This window comes from Alienimonas chondri, from assembly GCF_013036045.1.
GTDB lineage: Bacteria > Planctomycetota > Planctomycetia > Planctomycetales > Planctomycetaceae > Alienimonas > Alienimonas chondri.
This window is the reverse complement of the sequence record NZ_WTPX01000050.1, coordinates 1-17,363: the sequence shown is the minus strand read 5'-3', so window position 1 is coordinate 17,363 and position 17,363 is coordinate 1. Positions and strand designations below refer to the sequence as shown.

The window sequence follows — 17,363 nt, the reverse complement described above, 5'->3', positions numbered from 1 at the left end:
TCGCTCGCCTCTGCCCGACCGGCCCGGAAGCCGCTGGCGCTCAAGCCGATTGCGCGGGCGGAGAGCGTTTCGCTCAAGTTCGTTCGGCTTCGTTCGCCGAGCCAGCCGGTGGGCGTCGGTCAGCCGTTCAGCGTCTTCGCCAACCGGAAGTATTCCTGCTTCACCACCGCGGCGCCGTAGTCCCGCTCCAGTCGACGCACGGTGAAGTGCGCGCGGGCGACGCTTTGGAAGTGGCTGGTGAACGCGACGTTGATCGCCGCCCCCGCCGCGGCGCCGAGGATCGGCACCGCCATCGCGGCCATTTTCTCCGAGACCTTCACGCCGTATCGCGCCGCGATTTTCGAGACGAACCGCACCACCGGGGCGGCGGCGTCGTCGCTCAGGCCGCGGGCCGCGATCGATTTCGTCGCGGCGCCGATCTCTTGGCCCAGCAGCACTCGGGTCGCGAAGTAGGCGCTGTCGTAGCCGTCGTCCGCGACCTCGGCTTCGTCGCCGTCTTCCGGGATGCCGCCGCCCAGGGCGAAGACATTCAGGCACTCCAGCCGGGTCTCCAGCTTCGTCAGGTCCTCGCCGTTGGCCCGGGCGATATCCGCGACGCTGCGGAGCATCACCGTGGTGGACAGCGGCAACTCCATCAGCGCGGAGGGCAGACCGAAGGCGCCGCCGACCATGCCGATCGCGGCGCCGGCCAGCTTGTGGCTGAGATCCCAGCTGGCGGATTCGGACTTCTTGTCCATCGTTTTGACGGCCACGTTCAACGCCGCCTTCAACGAGGCGGTCGTCACCTCTTCCACTTTACCTTGCGCGATCTCCGGCAGGAAATCGACGGTGCGCTCGAATCGCGCTCCCAGAGCGTCCGAGAGTTGCCGCAGCATGCCGCGGTATTCGAGCACCTCGACGGCGTCCTCCAGTTCTTCCCGCGCCTCCGCGGAGAGCTTCCCGTTCGCGGCGGCCGCCTTCAGGGCCGAAGGGTCGTAATCGGATTCCAGCATCGTTTCCGAGTCCGCATCCCGACTGCCGATGTCGCCGAACAACACCGACTCGTCGTCGTCAGATTCCGTCGACGTGGGCGGATCGGACTCGTCTGGCACGGGAGCGGCTCGCGGGAAGGAACCGTCAGCGTACCGGGACGCCCGAGTCGTCGCGAATCAGAACTCGGCGAACGGATCGGCGCCCGCGGGGGGAAACGCCCCGATCTCCGCAGCCGAATCTTCCCTGGGGAACGGCGTTGGCCCGTCACCGAATCGGTCCGCCGGTGCCCCGTCCGACCCCGCCGGGGCCCCCGTGAAATCAGACGACGGTGAGTCGGTCGCCGCGGAGGCGAATGCTGCCGGGGTGCCCGGCGCCGGGGGGCGGTTCAGTTCGAGGGGATGCGTCACGTCGAACCGACGCCCGTCGTTCGCCGCGAAGCGGGCGACTAGGTGCAGCGTCTCCGGCCCGGTCTCGCCGGGGTTGCGCGGGGGGAGGGGCAGCCGGAACCGATAGCCGATGCCGATCGGCGAGCGACGCCACGCTACGGCGCATTCCGCGTCGTCGAACGACCATGCCTCGATCCGGCGATCGTCCGGGTCGGCTCCGAGATCCAGCAATTCGAAGGACACGGCGCCCGCCGTCTTCACGGGATCGCCGTCGTCGTCCGCGGGAGTCAGCACCACCGCGAGCACCTCTTCCCCCGGCAGTCCGTCGCGATCCAGCCCGCCGGTCAACAGCTTGGCGATCGTCAGTTGTGAAACCCGCCCCATCGCCCGCACCTGTTCGGCGGAGGCCACGACCACGCCGCCGTCTTCGACGACTTGATCGCGGAGGCGATCGGCGGAGCGCTCCGCCGCGGCGAGTTCGGCGCGAGCTTCCCGCAGTTCGCTCTCCGTCCGGGTGAGTTCGTCCTGGGTGCGGAGTAGGTCGCCTCGCAGGACCGAGGCGTCGTCCGCGGCGCAGCCGATCAACCCGCCGGCGAGACCGACGAGGCATAAGGGAGCGAGAGCGGCGGCCGGTCGGGGGAGGCGCACGCGGCGACCGTAGTTCTCCCCCCCGTTGCGGGGGAACCCGGATCGAATGGGACTCCCGACAGTCGATTCACGCGTCAGCGCAGCCAGCCGTTCTCCAGCAGTCCCCAGCCGCCGAGGAACAGCAGTTCCGTCGCCAGGGGGAACGCGGGGAGGTGCCGGGCGAGGAATTCGCTGAACGGATCCGGGATCGCTCCGCCGTGCGAGTCCCGCAGCCAGACGATCAGCATCCCGGCTTGCAGGATCGGCAGGAACGCCAGCAGCAACCGGCTGGGGGCGCCGCGGTCCCAACTCTGACCGTCGATCCAGAAGCGACCGGGGTAGTCCGGGTCATAGCGCAGCGGCGCCGAAGTGAGCGGCGCTGCGGGTTGACGGTGGGCCGTTCGCCAGGCCCACGCGGCCAGATGCGGCGACAATCGGTCCGGGCCGATTTCGGAAGCGTCCGGGTCATACGGGGGGCGGGGCAGTCGCACGGTCGTCGTGCCTTCCTGCAAGCGGAGGAACGGCGGCTGCGGGTTGGGAGGCAGGAGGAAGCGCACGTGCAACCGCACGTCGACGTTCCCCTTCCGGTCGGCCGGGATGCGATCCGCGGCCACGGCGATGCCCTCGTTCGGCTTTGCGTCGTCCCACGCCCGTCGGTCCGCCCAGAATCCGCCCAGCGTGATCAGCAGATCGGCGGTCAGGCTCAGCAGCACCCCGGCGACGGCCAGCGTGCGGATGTTCTCCCCCGGCCGCGTACGACGGCCGGTGGGGTCCGGCCGACCGAAGCCGCTCCAGGTCAGGCGCCCGGTGAGGATCGCCGCGGTCGCCCACGCCACGCTGGCCAGTTCGCCCCACCAACTGAGCGCCGCCAACCACGGCTCGGTCCGACTGAAATCCGCCCGCCACTGCGGCCACCACATCCAGACGACCGCCGCGCACAACGCCCACAGCCCCGCGACCGCCGCCAGCCGCCCGGCGCAGGTCGCCGCGACGGAGAGAAACGCCAGCGGATCCGGCTCCTCGCCCGGGGGCGGGGCGGGGGCGAACGAGTTGGAGGTGGCATCGGTGGAGGGCACGGGGGAGTGTAGTACGCGACGTTCGACCCGACTCGCGTCTGATTTCATGTTCGCCCGCCTCCCATGGTTCAAACACTTTACGAACAGTTTGTGGAGACGGTCTGGATCGTGCCGGTCGCCTGTTTCGTCCTCTTCGGGGGATACGCGGCGGTGATGTTCGGTGTGGATTGCCACGGCGGCCGTCGTAGGCTGCTTTCACGCACATGCTGCGTGACCGCAATCATCCACGGGCTCGCTTGGCAAATCGTGCCCGCGGTCTGGACCGGTCGGGCAATGCTCGCAGGGGCGACGCCGCACTGGGGTTGGAACGTACTTGCCACCATCTTCTTCCCGGAAACGCTGCTGGGCGTGTGGGTGCTGACTCGGACAATTCAAACCCCTGACGAATCACCATTTGGCAGTGCGGTCCTCGCCCCGCCGTCGACTGTCCCATCGCCGAACCTCCGAGATGCTCCACCGACCCTTCGGCGTCGGGATTCCTCTGGGGGCGAAGGACCGGAAACGCCCTCCGCAGGCGGGTCGAACAGCGGGTAGACTGTCGCTTCCATCGCGCGTCTTTCACCGCCCTCGCCTGTGCTTCGTCGTCTCACGCTCGCCGTCGTCGTCGCCTGCGGTTCCCTCGCGTCGGACGGGGAGCGAAGTCACGCGGCGGACGCCCTCGCCGGCGCCGACCTCGCGGCGCTGCGGCCGGTGCTGGATAAGTTTTGCGTCGACTGCCACAGCGATCTGTACGCGGAGAACGAGTTCCGCCTCGACGCCGAGGCGCTCGATCTGACGCGGGACCTCGATGCGGAGACCGTCGCGGTGCTCACCAAAGTGCATGACCGGCTGAAGGCCGGCGAGATGCCGCCGAAGGAGGCCAGCGAAACGCCCACCGCCGCCCAGCGGGGACACGCCGTCGCCGCGCTGGCCGGGATGCTGCACGAAGCGTCGCTGAAGCGGCAGTGCGAGGAGGGCCGGACGCGGCTGCGTCGGATGACGCGCGGCGAGTACGAACATGCCGTGCACGACCTGTTGCACATCGACGTGCCGCTGGCCGGCATTCTCCCCGGCGACGGCGTCGCCCACGGGTTCGACCGCACCGTCGACGCCCTCGGCACGAGTTCGGTGTTGGTGAACGGCTACCTCGAAGCGGCGGACGTCGCGGTGAACGCCGCCGGCCTGATTCGCCCGCAGCCCGAACCGGTCTCCGAACGACACGACTACCTCACTCACAAGAGGTACGAGAACATCCGCAAGCCCGGCAATCCGGTGCTGCTCGTGCTGCCGGACGCGCTCGCGGCGTTCGAACCGAACTACAGCCCGACCGAACTCCGTAGCTTCAAATGCGAATACCCCGGTCGCTACCGGGTGAGGATCAGCGCCTACGCCTTCAACCACGATCCGGCGAAGGCGGAGCCGGTCGTCTATCGGACCTTCAAGGGCGAGTTTAGAGCGGAGGACCGAACCAAGACGCTCGTCGATCACTTCGCGGCGCTCCCCAAGCCGATCGATCCGCCGGCCGATTGGGCGCCGGCGCCGGAGGAGTTCGAAGTGAGCTTCGCCGAGGGCGAGACGCTGAAGTTCGTCCCCTACGACATCGGCTACAAGATCCGGCAGGAGACGCCGCCGCACTCCACGGAGAGCGCCGTCGCCATTCGCTGGGTCGAGATCACCGGCCCGCTGACCGAGGCGACGCCGGCCCCGTCCCATCAGGCGCTGTTCGGCGACAACCCGGTCGTCTGGACGAACCAGGAGGAATCCGAGGGCAAGCATTGGATCGAGAAGACCTACGCCGTCCACTCCGAGACGCCGAAGGAGGACGCCCGCCGGCTGCTCAACCGACTGGCGACGGAAGCCTTCCGCCGGCCGCTCCGCGACGGGGAGCTGGACGACCTGTTCGGGTTGCTGGATGAACGGATCGACGGCGGGATGACGTTCGGCGAGGCGATGAAGCTGGGCGCCAAGGCGATCCTCTGCGACCCGGCCTTCCTGACGATCGGCGGCGAATCCGGTCGCGACGCGGACTTCGTGCCGACCCCGGAGGGCGTCGAGCCGACCCCGCAACCGCTGGAGCCGCACGCGCTCGCCAGCCGGTTGAGCTTCATGCTGTGGGGGTCCCTGCCGGACGCCCAATTGCGGGCGAAAGCGGACGACGGGTCGATTAGCGATCCGGCCGTCTACCGGGCCGAGGCGGAGCGGTTGTTGGCTGACCCGAAGCATGTTCGCTTCAACAACGACTTCCTCAGCCAATGGCTCGATCTGGCCTGGATCGACGCCAGCGTGCCGGACCCGGGACTGGCGCCCGAGTACGACGAGGTGCTGCACCCGGCGATGGTCGAGGAGACCCGCCGGACGTTCGAGTACATGCTCGAGGAGAACCGCCCGGTGCGGGAGGTAGCGGACGCCGACTGGGCGATCCTGAACACCCGCCTCGCCCGGCACTACAACCTCGACCCCGAGGCGCTGGGCCTGCCGCCGGTCGGGTTCGAGAAGGTGTCGCTGCCCGCCGGCAGCGTGCGGGGCGGGTTCCTCACCCAGGCGAGCGTGGCGAAGGTCACCGCGAACGGCACGCACACCAGCCCGGTGTTGCGGGGGCAGTTCGTGATGGATGCGATCCTCGGCCAACCGATCCCGCCCCCGCCGCCGGGCATCCCGGCCGTCGAACCGGACGTGCGGGGCGCGGAGACGATCCGCGAGATGCTCGCCGCCCACCGGGCGGACCCCGCCTGCGCGACTTGCCACAACAAGATGGACCCGGCCGGGTTCGCGATGGAGCAACTCGACGTGGTGGGCACCTACCGCGAACGCTACCGCCTGCCACGGGGGCCGGGCGAACGGATCGAGTCGCAGGTCGGGAACCGGAAGATTCGCATCTTCAACGGCCTCGCCGTCGACCCCGCGGACGTGCTGCCGGACGGCCGGGCGTTCGCGAACCTGAAGGAGTTCAAGACGCTGCTCGCCGCGGACGAGCGGCAACTCGCCGTCAGCCTGGCGGAGAAGTGGCTCGTCTACGGCACCGGCGAGGGCTGCGGCTTCGCCGATCGCCGGGCCGTCGACGCGATCGTCGACGAAGCCGCCGCGGAGGATTACGGCCTCCGCACCCTGCTGCTGGCTGCGGTGTGCAGCGACGCCTTCAAGCGTCGTTGACAGGTCATACCAGCCCGACGCGCAAGCGTCGGCCGTGAGTCCCGTTTCATTCCCTAGCCATCCAACCGACGCTCGCGCGTCGGGCTAGTACCTGCCCCGCCTGCCACTCCCATGTTCGATCACCTTCCCCGCCGCACGTTCCTCCGCGGCGCCGGCGTGGCGATGGCGTTGCCCTTGCTCGAACGATTCGCCCCGGGGGCGCTGCTGTCGTCGGACGTCCGCGGGCCGGGGCGGATGGTCTGCCTGTGCGCCACGCTGGGGTTGCACCAACCGTTGTTCACCCCGGAGGGGACCGGTCACGACTACAAGCTGTCGCCGTACCTCGAACCGCTCGCCCGACACAAACGGGACTTCACCGTCTTCAGCGGACTCTCGCACCCCGAGGTCGACGGCGGCCACAGCAGCGAGGCGAGCTTCCTGACGGCCGCTCCCAACCCGGCTTCGAGCAACTTCCGCAACAGCATCAGCCTCGATCAGTACGCGCTCGACCACCTGAACCCGGACACCCGCTTCCCGCACCTGACCCTCGGCATCGCCGGGCCGAGCCTCAGCTGGACCCGGGCGGGGGTGCAGATCCCGGCTCAGAGCAGCCCCAGCCAACTGTTCGAGGCGTTGTTCCTCGACGGCTCCGCGGAGCAGAAGCGGGCCCGCACCGACGCCATCGCCGACGGCCGCAGCGTGCTGGACCTCGTCGCCGCCCGGGCGAAGCGGTTGCAGGATCGCAGCCCCGCCGGCGATCGCCGCACGCTCGACCAGTACTTCACCAGCGTGCGGGAGTTGGAGCAGCGGATGCAGGCGTCGGAGGCGTGGGTCGACAAGCCGAAGCCGCAGGTGGACTACGCGCCGCCGACGGACGTGAAGGACCGCTCGGACTTCGTCGCCAAGCAGTCGTTGATGTACGACATGATGCGGCTGGCCCTGCAAACGGACAGCACGCGGGTGATCACGCTGATGCTGTCCGGCAACAACCTCGTCCCGGCGTTGGACGGGATCGAGGTGGACTGGCACAACCTCTCGCACCACGGCAAGGACCCGGAGAAGATCGAGCAACTCCGCCGAATCGAACTGGAAGAGATGAACCTGCTCGCCGGGTTCCTCGACAGCCTCGCGGACACGGAAGAGGCGGGCGGCCGATTGCTCGACCGCACGCTGGTGCTGTTCGGCTCGAACCTCGGTAACGCCTCGATGCACGACACCCGCAACATGCCCATGCTGCTCGCCGGCGGGTCCGCCCTGGGCATGAAGCACGCGGGGCACCTCGCCTTCGACGCCGACGATCACCCGCCGCTGTGCAACCTGCACGTCAGCATGTTGCAGGCGTTGGGCGTGGAGACCGACACGTTCGCCAGCGGCACCGGCACGCTGACGGGGCTGGAGGTGCGTATCTGACCGAGCGTCGGCGTTCGTCGTTCGGCGTCTGGTTCAGATGTGAACCTAGATGTGTACGAAGAGGCCTGTGAAGAAGAGGATCGGCAGGGAGACGACCGCGGCACGCGCCGGTCCGGTCGTCGCCCAGACGAACTCGTCGACACGGTCGCTCGGCCAATAGTTCTTTCGGCCCGCGAACCGGTCGGCCAAGGCGTCCAGCGGGCCGAACAGGATCGACCAGATCTGAATGACCGGCAGCAGGACCACTGCGAGCCGCCCGGGCGAGAAGTCCGTCCACTCCTGACCTGCCAACCAGAATCGCCCGGGCCATTCCGGGTCATACCGCACCGGAACGGCAGGAGTGGGAATCCGCGGGTCTTGCCCGATCCACAGCTCGTTGGAAATCCATGCCTGCAGCGGGTTGCGTTCACCGGCGATCGCCGGCGGCGCCAGCCTCGTCTTCACCCCGCCGACGTGCGATGGGCTCTCGGCCCCCGGCGTGGGGAATTCGATCGTCAGCAACACGTCGCCTCGTTCAAGGCTTCTCGTACTCGAGCCGGCTTGCACCGCACTCGGTTGCCCGATAGCCGGGATCGATCTGGCGAAGCCGTGATGATCCCTCGCCAACAATAACCCGGTCGCTCCGAGATCCGCGAGCAAGCTGACGGCGACGCCGACCGTCGCCCAGCGGGCGGCGGTTCGATCGGCGGGAACGACAAAGGCCGTTCCTCTCGCGAGCGCCCACAAGCAGGCGAGCAGCGCCGTCACGTCGCCCCACCAGCACAGCAGCGCAAGCCACGGCTCGGAGCGGCCGTACTCCAAGACCCACCAATCCCACCAGAGCCAGCACGAGAACGCAGCGGCGCTCATCGCGAACCCGACATGTAGCGCTCGTTTGAGCGGACCGGGGCGCCTATGACCGCCGTCTTCCCACACGGGATCTGTCGTGTTCATGGACTGTTTCTGGAGGGCGTCAGGCGCAGAGGCGTCGTTGGTTGTGGGTGAAGCGTCATTCCATCACCACCCCATTTGCTGCATCACGCCGCAGAAGATCAGCAGGGGGAGGGTGACGACCGCGACCGCCCACGGTCCCATCGCGGCGAGGGCGTTGTCGTCCGGGATGCCGCGGAGCACGTCGGGGGCGTCCATCAGCAGCCACGCCGCCTGCATCGCCGGCAGGCCCATCAGGAAGAACCGGGCGAAGGTCCAGTCGTTCCAGCTCATCTGGTCCACCCAAAATCGATCCGGCCACTGCGGGTCGTACCGCACCTCGATCTCCGGCGGGTCGAGCGGGCCGGCGGGAGCGCCGTCGATCGTCCGCCGCAGCCAGGCGGTCACCTCCCGAGACAACTGCGGGTTCGGCCCGGCGTCCAACCGCACGCCGATCGCGCCGACGTGCGGGCCGTCCGGCGTGGGGAACCGCACGACGAGCCGCACCTGTCGGTCGCCGTGCTTGTCCGGCGGGCTGGCCTCCGCGGAGACGACCTGCCCCTCCGCCGGCACGCTGCGGTTCTCTCCTTGCCAGTCCGCCCAGCCTTGGCTCGCCGTGATGCCGAGGTCCGCGGTGACGCTCAACATCATCCCCGCCCACGCCCAGCGGGCCGCCCGCTTGCGATCGGCGAGGCTGCCGGACGTCCTTCGCGACAGGGACGGGTCGAGGCTGAACGAGAAATTCGCCCGGCCCCTCAACAGGGCGAACAGGCACCACAGCAGCGCGACCGCATCGCCCCACCAGCCGAGGACCGCCCGCCACGGTTCGGCCCGGCGGAACTCCAACGTCCACCAGTCCCACCACAGCCAGCAGGCCAGCGCCGTCCCGCCGGCCAGCAACGTCGCGTTCAGCGTCCGCCGGGCGAGCGAGGGGGCGTCGGTCGTCTGATCGGCGAACGACCGCACGGGGCGGGGGAAGGGCGGGCTTGCTGCCACGCCGTTCAGGCCGGCGGGAACAGGTCGGACACCGCCAGCCGGAAGCCCGGGAGGACGGGTTCGCCGGCGATCGCGTCGCCCTCGCCGAAGCTCGCCGAGTCCTCAGGCCCGCGCCAGACCGTGGCGGTGCGCGTTTCCGGATCGATCTCCCAGACGCGGACGACCCCCGCGGCGAAATACACCGTCCGCTTCCGCCGCATCTCCTGCGGCGTGTTGCCGGGCGAAAGCACCTCCACGACCAGCGCCGGCGGCACGTCGCTGAAGCCCCGGGCGAGCAACCCGTCCGGCCGATCCGCCGCCGGCGTGAACGACACGTCCGGCGCCCGCAGTCCGTCCCCGAGATCGAAGAACCCGTCGGCGGGATGCAGGAACCCGAGGCCCCGCGGCCGCACCCAGTCTCGCAGGAAGCCGAAGATCTCTCCGCCGATCCAACTGCTGAGGTCGCTCGCGGCTTTCTCGATCAGGGTTCCGTCGATCAGTTCGTACAGTCCCGGCCCGCGGCGGTTCGCGGTCTCCCAATCCTCGACGGTCGCCTCACCCGGGGCGGGATCGCGTAGCACACGCGAGGCGGGGATCGGGCCGAACCGCTCGTGCAGATCGCCCACCGTCAGGCCCGGTCGGTAGGGGCGTCGGCCCGCCGCGGTGCGTTCGACGGGCGGGGCGGCGGTCGCGGCGGGAGCAGTCATGCTGCGAGTATATCGCGACCCCCCGGCTCGCAGGGGCGTCGCTGACCGCACGGCGTGGGCGGAGGAGACGCGGACCGACCAGTCCGCGTTTCACGTCTAACGCTGGCGCGCCGGACTTCCCACGCCCCGCGCCTTCGCCAAAGAGCCGAGATTGCCCAAACCCCGCGCCTCGCCTCCGTTTCCCGTGTTCCCCCCGCGCGCCGGGCGCCGGCGCCCACCCCCGACGAGGCGCTTCCGGTCGTGCGGATCGTGCGGCGCGTTGAGAACCCGGCCGTCCGCTCCTACAGTTCCCGCCCGACCGTCCGCCGCGGCGCCCCTTTCCAGACAGCACAGCTCATGCGTGATCCCTTATCGATGCTCGGCGGGTTCGACCCGGCCCGCAGCCCGCAGATGAACCGGGGCGGCCCGCAGCAGCAACGGCAGATGACCATCGGGGATCTGCTGCTGGAGAACCGCATCATCTTCCTCGCCGGTCCCATCATGGACGAGTCGGCGAACCTCGCGGTGATGAAGCTGCTGTATCTCCAAAGCGAGAACCGCAAGCAGGATATCCATCTGTATGTCAACAGCCCCGGCGGCAGCGTGACGGCGACGATGGCGATCTACGACACGATGCGGTTCGTCGACTGCGACGTGTGCACCTACTGCGTCGGCATGGCCGCCAGCGGCGGGGCGATCGTGCTGGCCGGCGGGACCAAGGGCAAACGCTACGCCCTGCCGCACGCCAAGATGATGATCCACCAGCCGCACGGCGAAGTCGGCGGGCAGGTGTCGGACATCGAGATCCAGGCCGAGGACATCCTCGCCACGCGGCACACGCTCAACAAAATCCTCGCCGACCACACCGGCCAACCGATCGAGACGATCGCCCGGGACACCGAACGCGACCGCTACCTCACCGCGAAGGCCGCCGTGGAGTACGGCCTGATCGACGAGGTGCTGGAGAAGCAGGCCGAGGCGGAGACCTCGCCGGGCTGACGCCCGGCATGTCGGATGGGGGATGTCGGATGTCGGATGTGACGCGCAAGCGTGCGACGCCCGCCCCCAAGCATTCCGCCACGAAGATCGCTTGCGCGTCACATCCCACATCCCCAATTCGACATCCCCAATGACGAGCCTCGTCCCGTACGTCATCGACAAGCAGGGCCGCGACGAGCGGGCCATGGACATCTACTCCCGGTTGCTCCGGGATCGGATCGTCATCATGGGCAGCCAGGTCAACGACCAGGTCGCCAACAGCCTCGTCGCGCAGTTCCTCTACCTGCAGTTCGAGGATCCGAAGGCGGACATCCACTTCTACATCAACTCGCCCGGCGGGTCGGTGACGGCGGGGATGGCGATCTACGACACGATGCAGTTCATCTCCTGCGACGTGGCGACCTACTGCCTCGGCCAGGCCGCGAGCATGGGCGCCCTGCTGCTGACCGCCGGGGCCGCCGGGAAGCGGTTCGCGCTGCCGAACAGCCGGATCATGATTCACCAGCCGCTGGCCGGGTTCCAGGGGACCGCGACCGAGCTGGACATCCACGCCAAGGAGGTCATCCGCACCAAGCAGCGGATGAACGAGATCCTCCAGAAGCACACCGGCCGCGACCTTGAGGAGCTGGAGAAGGACACCGATCGCGATAAGTTCCTCTCCGCTTCGGAAGCGGCGGAGTACGGGCTGATCGACAAGGTCGTCGAGGAATTGGTCGGCGGCGCCGTCGCGGGGTAGCCTCCCCGGGCAAGACGCGTCACCGCGTTCCGCCGCTCGCCTTCTCGTTCGACGCGAAGCCATGCCCGTGAGCGATCCCTTCGCCGACGGAAACGAACCGGCCAACATCCTCGTTGCTGCGACGCTGGCGATGCCCCCGGTACTCATCGCCGGGGCGTTGGCAGCGGTGTTCTGGTGGCGCCGCGGGTTGCCGGCTCGGGCGGGGTGGTTGTTGGCCGCGGGGTTCCTCGTGCTGTTCGCGGGTCTGTTCGTCGGGCGGCTCTGGTTCAAGCTGGACTACCTGCCGATCCCCGGGCAGCCGGTCGATTTCGACGTGCTCGGCCAGAACGTCGGAGTGGCTCTGTACGCCAGCGAGATCCTGACGACCGTGATGGAGGCGCTCGGGCTGGGCCTGATCGTGCTCGCCGTGTGGGTCGACCGCGGCGGCAAAAGCGGGGGCGCCGGCCGGGGTGGCGAACCGATCTGACCGCGGCGACAGTGGCGGCATGACGGAGTCCACGCTCTACAGCTTCCTGTTCTGGGGGACGGCGCAGTCATTGCCGTGGGCGATCCTCTACGGCGTCGGGCTGGTTCTGGCGTTGCGGCTCCGCGGGCGGCATGGCGCCTGGTGGGCGGTCGGCGGATTCGGAATGCTCGTCGCCTGCGCCGTGGCTCGGCTGATCGGCTCGCTCTGGCAGGCCTACCTGTTCGTCGACACGGCCACGTCCTCGATGGGCGGGGCGTTCGCGCTGCTGAGGCTTTGGAACGCGACGTTCAGCTTCTTGGCGCTGTTCGGGCATGGGGCGGTCCTGGTCGCGTTGGTGAAGGCGTGGCGGGCGGCGGATCGGGGGCCGGTCGAATGGCCTGACGCTCCGCTCGACGAACCGCTCACCTGACTCGGCCCGTCCGCATGCTCTCCGACGCCTTCCCGCCGGCCGCTCGCGTCGTTGCGGCGGCGGTCTGCCTGGGGCTGGCGTGGTGGGCGTTCGGGCGTCGGCCGGCGCCGGGCGAGCCCGATCGCCGACGGCCGGGGTTGGTCGCCTTAGCCGCGGCGGGCGGCGGTTGGCTGCTGATCGCCGGCGATGCATGGGAATGGCTGACGATGCACGGCGGCCGGTGGTGGATCCCCACGACCGTGGTCGGAGTTCTGGGCACGATCCCGTTGCTGGCGAAGCGCGGCTCGCGGCACGTCCGGCGATGGGCCGGGCCGGTCGCCGGCTTGATGATCGTCGCTCCCTTCGTCGCCTCTCTGTTCGAGATCTCGCAGACGGAACGGGCCTTCGCCAGACTGCTTGCCGCCCCGACGGGGTTTCGAGAGTGGGAGATCAGATATGCCGTCGCCGCCGGTTTCCGAGCGGCGGCGGTCTCCGCAGTTACCGGGTTGCTCGTCGTCGCCGCCTGGCCTCGTCCGGCTGGCGTTTCCCGCGACGAACCGCCCGTGGATGAACAAAGGGAGCAGGCGTGACCTTTGAACAGGAGATGACGGCCTTTGTTCTCACCCGGGTTCCGATCGTCGTCGCCGCGATCGCATGCATGTGGGCCGCCGCCCGGCAGTGGCGCTCCGATCGGGTCGTCGCAACGCTGCTGTTCTCCGCTGCGTTGCTGCTGCTCGCTTCACAGGCGAGCGCGTGCCCGGTGCGAGTTGCCACGAGCTGGGGAGGCGATCACGAAACAACGCTCGCCCGTTGGTTCGACCTCAATAGGAGATCCGCTCGCGACGCCCCCTGGCTGGACCTGTCGTTGCTCGCCGCCGCCGGCGCCTGTGGTTTGGCGGCAGTCTTCCTGCGAAAGGAGGGGCGAACGTGACGCTGCTAACGGGGCCTTGGCTTTGGTTGCGGTTCCCCCTCGCCGTCGCGGCGGCGGGGCTGGCGTGGTGGGCGTTCGGCCGTCGGCCGGCGCCGGGCGAACCCGATCGCCGGAAGCCGTGGGCGGTGTGGTCGGCGGGGTTCGCCGCCGCGTGGCTGGTGCTGGCGGGGGAGGGGTTCGTGTTCCTCTTCAGCCGGAACGCGAAGTGGTGGCTGCCGGTCGTCGCCGTGGGGATCACGGGGAGCTGGTTCCTCCTGCGAGGCACGCGCGGCACGCGGCGCGGTCGGCGGTGGGCGGCGGGAGCGGTCGTGCTGATGATCGCCGCCCCGTTCCTCTCGCGGGCCGAGGCGATCGTGCGAACGAACCGGGACGTCGCCGAATGGATCCTCGACCCGCTGGGAGCCATCTCCTGGTGGTATTGGCCTTTGATCGGCGAGGGCTTGGGCGGCGTTGCCGTGCTGCTGACCGCCGCCCTGATCGCCGCCGCCGTATGGAGGCCGACGGAGCCGCAAGAGTGCGAACTCGACTCGCTTCTGAATGAGATCGCACCGCTCGCCGAGGAGCCGCCGGCGTGACGTACGAACAGGAAGTGATCGCCTTCGTCGTGACCCGGCTGCCGGTGCTGATCGGCGCCGGGCTGCTGCTCGCCGCGTCGACGCGGCGCTGGCGCGACGACCGAGCCGTCGCGAGATTGTTGATCGCCGCGGGGCTGCTGTTGCTGCTCGGTTACGCCGGCGAGGCGCCGGTGCGCGAGGCGATGTGGGGCGGAACCTACGCGGCGATCCCGCTGATCGATTGGCTCTACGACGAACGGTGGCTGAGCGACCGGGACAGGGCGCGGTGGGGGTGTTCGATCGCGCTCGCCGCCTCCGCCGCCTGCGGACTGGCAGCGGTATTCCGGTGCCCGGCACCGGCGAAGGACGGGGCGCCGGAGGCATGAACCCGTTCGACTGGCCGCTGATCTGTCGCGTCTGGCTTGGCTTGGCCGTGTTCGGAGCTGTCTGGGGGAACTTTGGGATCCGCCCTATTGCGGGACGGCCGGACCGCCGCAGGCCGAAGCTCGTGGCGTGGACCGCGATCGCCGCGACAGCGTTTGTGCTCGGGCCGATTGGGTTCCGCTTCGTCGCTCAGTTCGGACCTCAATCGTGGTGGCCGATGGCGGCGGTCGGTGCCGCGTGTTTCGGGTCGGCGGCTCTCGGGCGTTGTTTGGGACGGCGGCTCGAGAACGGCGCTCGCTGGCGGCTCGCGGCGGCGGGAGCGATTCTGCTGGCGTCGCCGGGGCTGGCAGCGAGCGAGATCTTGTGGGAGGCCCGCGGTCACGTCGCTTACAATCTCGCGGTGAGACTTGACGATTCCTTGGCTCCGAGGTCGCTCGGGTCTGTGTTGGGGGACATCGTCTTTCACCTGCCGCCCGCGGCGACGGCCGGCGTCGTCTGCTGGCTGTTGGCGTCGGCGACGACATCGCGATCCTCAAGGAAGAGCGGAGCGTAAACCGTGCCCCACCAGCGCTTCGGCCTGCTGATCGCCGTGTTGGAAAATGTGCCGCTGTGGGCGGGGCTGGGGTTCGCTCTCTGGATCGCCTCCCGCCGCTTGCGAGCGAGCCGCCTCACCGCGAGCCTCCTGGTCCTCGCCGTGGGGCTGATAGTCGCGGACTTCCTGATCGAGCACGCGCGGGCGCTGATTCACCCGGACCCGCGCAGCGATTGGTTCATCCTCCAGACGGTTCGCCGGATCGCCTCGACGCCGCGCCTGTGGGGGCTGGCCGCGGCGTGCGCGCTGGCGGCGGTGTGGCGGAGCGGGCATCGTGTGTCGTCCGAGCCGCCCGGTCCCGAGGAGTCGATCCGATGAACGACGATTCTTGGCAGTGGGTCTGGCTGTTGATGACCGTTCCGCTGGGCGCGGTCGCTGTGGGGGCGCTGGCGCTCTGCTGGCGGAACCGACGCGTGCGGCCGCTCGGGTCGAAGCTGTTCGCCGCCGGCGTCGTGCTACTGATGGGGGCGAACGGCGTCGACCTGCTGCTGTACACGATCTTCCCCATACACGAGTGGCTCGACCCGGCGCTGCTCGACTTGCAGGTGGCTTACGTGTTGACCGGCGTCGTCCGGCAGGCGTTCAGCGTGGTCGCGGCGTTGCTGATCACCGCGGCGGTGTTCGTTCCCGACGACCGACCGAATGCGGGGGCGCTGGAATGAGTCTCTGGGAAGGCGAGCCGATCACGGTCGGCATCTGGTCGTGGTGGGTGGTGATCACCGTGGCGACGATCGTGTTCGGCCTGCGCGGCTGGCGACGCGGGGCGCCGGGCGGTCGGTGGGCGCTGCTCGCGGGGGTGCTGGGGCTGAGCGTCGGGCTGACCCCGTGGGCGGCCGGGCTGGGTCTGTTCCTGTCCGGCTGGGACGGGAGGGAGATCAGCGACGCGATGACCTTCTCCGCGTACTACGTCGCCCCGTGGTTCTGGGCGGCGTCGCAGTTGGCGGTCGTCGCCGCGATCGCGACGGCGTGGCGGGCGATGGACCGGAAACGGGCTGCCTCGCCGCCGCCGCCGCCGAACGAGGGTGAACCGCGGGCGGGGGAACGCAATGTGGTATGAGGACACGGTCGTTTTGCGATTCGCGGCGGGGATGGGGTTGGCGGCGGTGTGGATGACGCCGCTCGTCGCCGCAGGGCGTCGTCGCGGCGGGCCGCTGTTTCGGCCGGCGGGCTGGCGGACGCTGGTCGCCTCCGGGCTGTGCGGTCTGCTGGCCGCAGCGTGTGCGATCGCTCGGGCGCTGTTCCTGTGGGGATTTTCTGGACGATTGTTCGATGCCGCGGAGCAAGCGGCGGCACTGTGCATCGCCGCGGCGCAAGGACTGTCGCTGCTCGCTCTGATCTTTGCGTGGCGGGCCTGGGACGCGGACCCGTCGCTCGACGGCACGCAGCCGGATCAGGCGAACGACGAACCGAACGCGCTGGACGCCCCGTTCCTCCCGCCCGGGGAGCCGTGATGGACGATCAACTGATCGCCGGGATCGTCGGCGGATGCTGCCTGATCTGGGCCGTCGCGGCGGCGGCCCCGGGAATCCCCGGTCGGCGGCGGTGGCGGGAGGGCGTGCCGGGCGGTCGGCGGGCGTTGGCCTCGGCGCTCTGCGGCGTCGCGCCGCCGCTGTTCATTGCGGGCCTGTCCGTCGTCCGGGCCGTTTGGTCGGACGAACCGCCGATCTGGGAACACGACGCGTACTCCGCCCGGTTCCGTGCGGCGGGGGCCGTGTTGGCGCTGCTCTGGGTCGCCTCGCTGGTCCTGATCGTCGCCGCCGCCGGCGCGGCGATGCGCGCCGCCGAGAACGAGACCCCGCCGCCCCGGCCTCCGAAGGAACGGCGATGAGCGAGACCGCCGCCGCCTGGTGCGGAACCGCGATCGCGGCCGCGTTGGCCGCGCTCTGGGCGTTCGCCCTGAGGAGCGTCTACATCGCCGACAACCGTTCGACGGAGCGCCGACCTGGGACGCGGCGCCGGGTCGTCGGGGCGGTGTTCGGCTTTACCTGGGCGCCGCTGCCGTTGCTCGGCTGGGTCGTGTCGGATCACCCGGTCCCGGTGTTGATCCTCGCGGCGGTGGTCGTACTCACCCAGCAGGTCGCCGCCGCGCTGACCTTCCTCGGCACGCTCGCGGCCTGGCGGACTGTCGAGCGGTTCGACCCGCCGGCCGGTCCGCCTCCTGCCC

General features: G+C 69.6%; 22 protein-coding genes. 16 read left to right on the top strand and 6 right to left on the bottom strand.

Translation table 11 applies throughout. The features are described from left to right. Positions 1 to 119: 119 nt before the first annotated feature. The 3 genes from LzC2_RS09395 to LzC2_RS09385 all read right to left on the bottom strand — a co-directional run bounded on the left by LzC2_RS09395 (position 120) and on the right by LzC2_RS09385 (position 3,061). Entirely contained in the window at positions 120 to 1,091 is a 972-nt protein-coding gene (locus tag LzC2_RS09395) for an EcsC family protein (RefSeq protein WP_171186192.1), read from the bottom strand. Between the two features lie 57 nt (positions 1,092 to 1,148). Then, positions 1,149 to 2,006, bottom strand: a complete 858-nt coding sequence (locus tag LzC2_RS09390; RefSeq protein ID WP_171186190.1) for a hypothetical protein — start codon at positions 2,004 to 2,006, stop codon at positions 1,149 to 1,151. A gap of 74 nt (positions 2,007 to 2,080) precedes the next feature. Further along, complete coding sequence (locus tag LzC2_RS09385) at positions 2,081 to 3,061, bottom strand: hypothetical protein (RefSeq protein WP_171186188.1); 981 nt, start codon at positions 3,059 to 3,061, stop codon at positions 2,081 to 2,083. Positions 3,062 to 3,634: 573 nt separating this feature from the next. Between LzC2_RS09385 and LzC2_RS09380 the strand changes: the two genes are divergently transcribed. Both LzC2_RS09380 and LzC2_RS09375 read left to right on the top strand, forming a co-directional pair. After that, the gene (locus LzC2_RS09380; RefSeq protein WP_171186186.1) at positions 3,635 to 6,190 is read left to right on the top strand and encodes a DUF1592 domain-containing protein; all 2,556 of its coding nucleotides are present in this window, start codon (positions 3,635 to 3,637) and stop codon (positions 6,188 to 6,190) included. A gap of 111 nt (positions 6,191 to 6,301) precedes the next feature. After that, complete coding sequence (locus tag LzC2_RS09375; protein ID WP_171186183.1) at positions 6,302 to 7,579, top strand: DUF1552 domain-containing protein; 1,278 nt, start codon at positions 6,302 to 6,304, stop codon at positions 7,577 to 7,579. A gap of 45 nt (positions 7,580 to 7,624) precedes the next feature. Here LzC2_RS09375 and LzC2_RS09370 read toward each other — a convergent pair whose 3' ends face one another. From LzC2_RS09370 to LzC2_RS09360, 3 genes are all read right to left on the bottom strand, one after another. Next, on the bottom strand, positions 7,625 to 8,428 hold the full coding sequence (locus LzC2_RS09370) for a hypothetical protein (RefSeq protein ID WP_171186181.1): 804 nt from the start codon (positions 8,426 to 8,428) through the stop codon (positions 7,625 to 7,627). A 147-nt stretch (positions 8,429 to 8,575) separates the two neighbouring features. Further along, complete coding sequence (locus LzC2_RS09365; RefSeq protein ID WP_171186179.1) at positions 8,576 to 9,484, bottom strand: hypothetical protein; 909 nt, start codon at positions 9,482 to 9,484, stop codon at positions 8,576 to 8,578. 5 nt (positions 9,485 to 9,489) lie between these two features. After that, positions 9,490 to 10,170: a Uma2 family endonuclease gene (locus LzC2_RS09360; protein ID WP_171186177.1), complete on the bottom strand. Its 681-nt coding sequence runs from the start codon at positions 10,168 to 10,170 to the stop codon at positions 9,490 to 9,492. A gap of 354 nt (positions 10,171 to 10,524) precedes the next feature. Between LzC2_RS09360 and LzC2_RS09355 the strand changes: the two genes are divergently transcribed. The 14 genes from LzC2_RS09355 to LzC2_RS09290 all read left to right on the top strand — a co-directional run. Beyond that, positions 10,525 to 11,148 (top strand): ClpP family protease, encoded by a 624-nt coding sequence (locus LzC2_RS09355; protein WP_171186213.1) that lies wholly within the window; start codon positions 10,525 to 10,527, stop codon positions 11,146 to 11,148. A gap of 130 nt (positions 11,149 to 11,278) precedes the next feature. Then, on the top strand, positions 11,279 to 11,884 hold the full coding sequence (locus LzC2_RS09350; RefSeq protein ID WP_171186175.1) for an ATP-dependent Clp protease proteolytic subunit: 606 nt from the start codon (positions 11,279 to 11,281) through the stop codon (positions 11,882 to 11,884). Between the two features lie 67 nt (positions 11,885 to 11,951). Next, positions 11,952 to 12,350, top strand: a complete 399-nt coding sequence (locus tag LzC2_RS09345) for a hypothetical protein (RefSeq protein ID WP_171186173.1) — start codon at positions 11,952 to 11,954, stop codon at positions 12,348 to 12,350. Between the two features lie 19 nt (positions 12,351 to 12,369). Then, on the top strand, positions 12,370 to 12,759 hold the full coding sequence (locus tag LzC2_RS09340; protein WP_171186171.1) for a hypothetical protein: 390 nt from the start codon (positions 12,370 to 12,372) through the stop codon (positions 12,757 to 12,759). Positions 12,760 to 12,773: 14 nt separating this feature from the next. Next, positions 12,774 to 13,328: a hypothetical protein gene (locus LzC2_RS09335; RefSeq protein WP_171186169.1), complete on the top strand. Its 555-nt coding sequence runs from the start codon at positions 12,774 to 12,776 to the stop codon at positions 13,326 to 13,328. Between the two features lie 14 nt (positions 13,329 to 13,342). Next, on the top strand, positions 13,343 to 13,669 hold the full coding sequence (locus tag LzC2_RS09330) for a hypothetical protein (RefSeq protein WP_171186168.1): 327 nt from the start codon (positions 13,343 to 13,345) through the stop codon (positions 13,667 to 13,669). Beyond that, positions 13,666 to 14,244, top strand: a complete 579-nt coding sequence (locus LzC2_RS09325) for a hypothetical protein (RefSeq protein WP_171186166.1) — start codon at positions 13,666 to 13,668, stop codon at positions 14,242 to 14,244. The genes LzC2_RS09330 and LzC2_RS09325 overlap by 4 nt, the downstream gene beginning before the upstream one ends. 14 nt (positions 14,245 to 14,258) lie before the next feature. Beyond that, positions 14,259 to 14,609, top strand: a complete 351-nt coding sequence (locus tag LzC2_RS09320; RefSeq protein ID WP_206678642.1) for a hypothetical protein — start codon at positions 14,259 to 14,261, stop codon at positions 14,607 to 14,609. 554 nt (positions 14,610 to 15,163) lie between these two features. Then, the gene (locus tag LzC2_RS09315; RefSeq protein WP_171186161.1) at positions 15,164 to 15,517 is read left to right on the top strand and encodes a hypothetical protein; all 354 of its coding nucleotides are present in this window, start codon (positions 15,164 to 15,166) and stop codon (positions 15,515 to 15,517) included. Next, entirely contained in the window at positions 15,514 to 15,861 is a 348-nt protein-coding gene (locus tag LzC2_RS09310) for a hypothetical protein (RefSeq protein ID WP_171186159.1), read from the top strand. Before LzC2_RS09315 ends, LzC2_RS09310 begins: the two co-directional genes overlap by 4 nt. Then, a complete protein-coding gene (locus LzC2_RS09305) occupies positions 15,858 to 16,256 on the top strand; it encodes a hypothetical protein (protein ID WP_171186157.1) in 399 nt (132 codons plus the stop codon). Before LzC2_RS09310 ends, LzC2_RS09305 begins: the two co-directional genes overlap by 4 nt. After that, complete coding sequence (locus LzC2_RS09300; protein ID WP_171186155.1) at positions 16,246 to 16,650, top strand: hypothetical protein; 405 nt, start codon at positions 16,246 to 16,248, stop codon at positions 16,648 to 16,650. The genes LzC2_RS09305 and LzC2_RS09300 overlap by 11 nt, the downstream gene beginning before the upstream one ends. Next, a complete protein-coding gene (locus LzC2_RS09295; RefSeq protein WP_171186153.1) occupies positions 16,650 to 17,027 on the top strand; it encodes a hypothetical protein in 378 nt (125 codons plus the stop codon). The genes LzC2_RS09300 and LzC2_RS09295 overlap by 1 nt, the downstream gene beginning before the upstream one ends. After that, positions 17,024 to 17,363: hypothetical protein (locus LzC2_RS09290; protein WP_171186150.1), on the top strand; the 340-nt coding region annotated here is incomplete at its 3' end. The genes LzC2_RS09295 and LzC2_RS09290, both read left to right, overlap by 4 nt.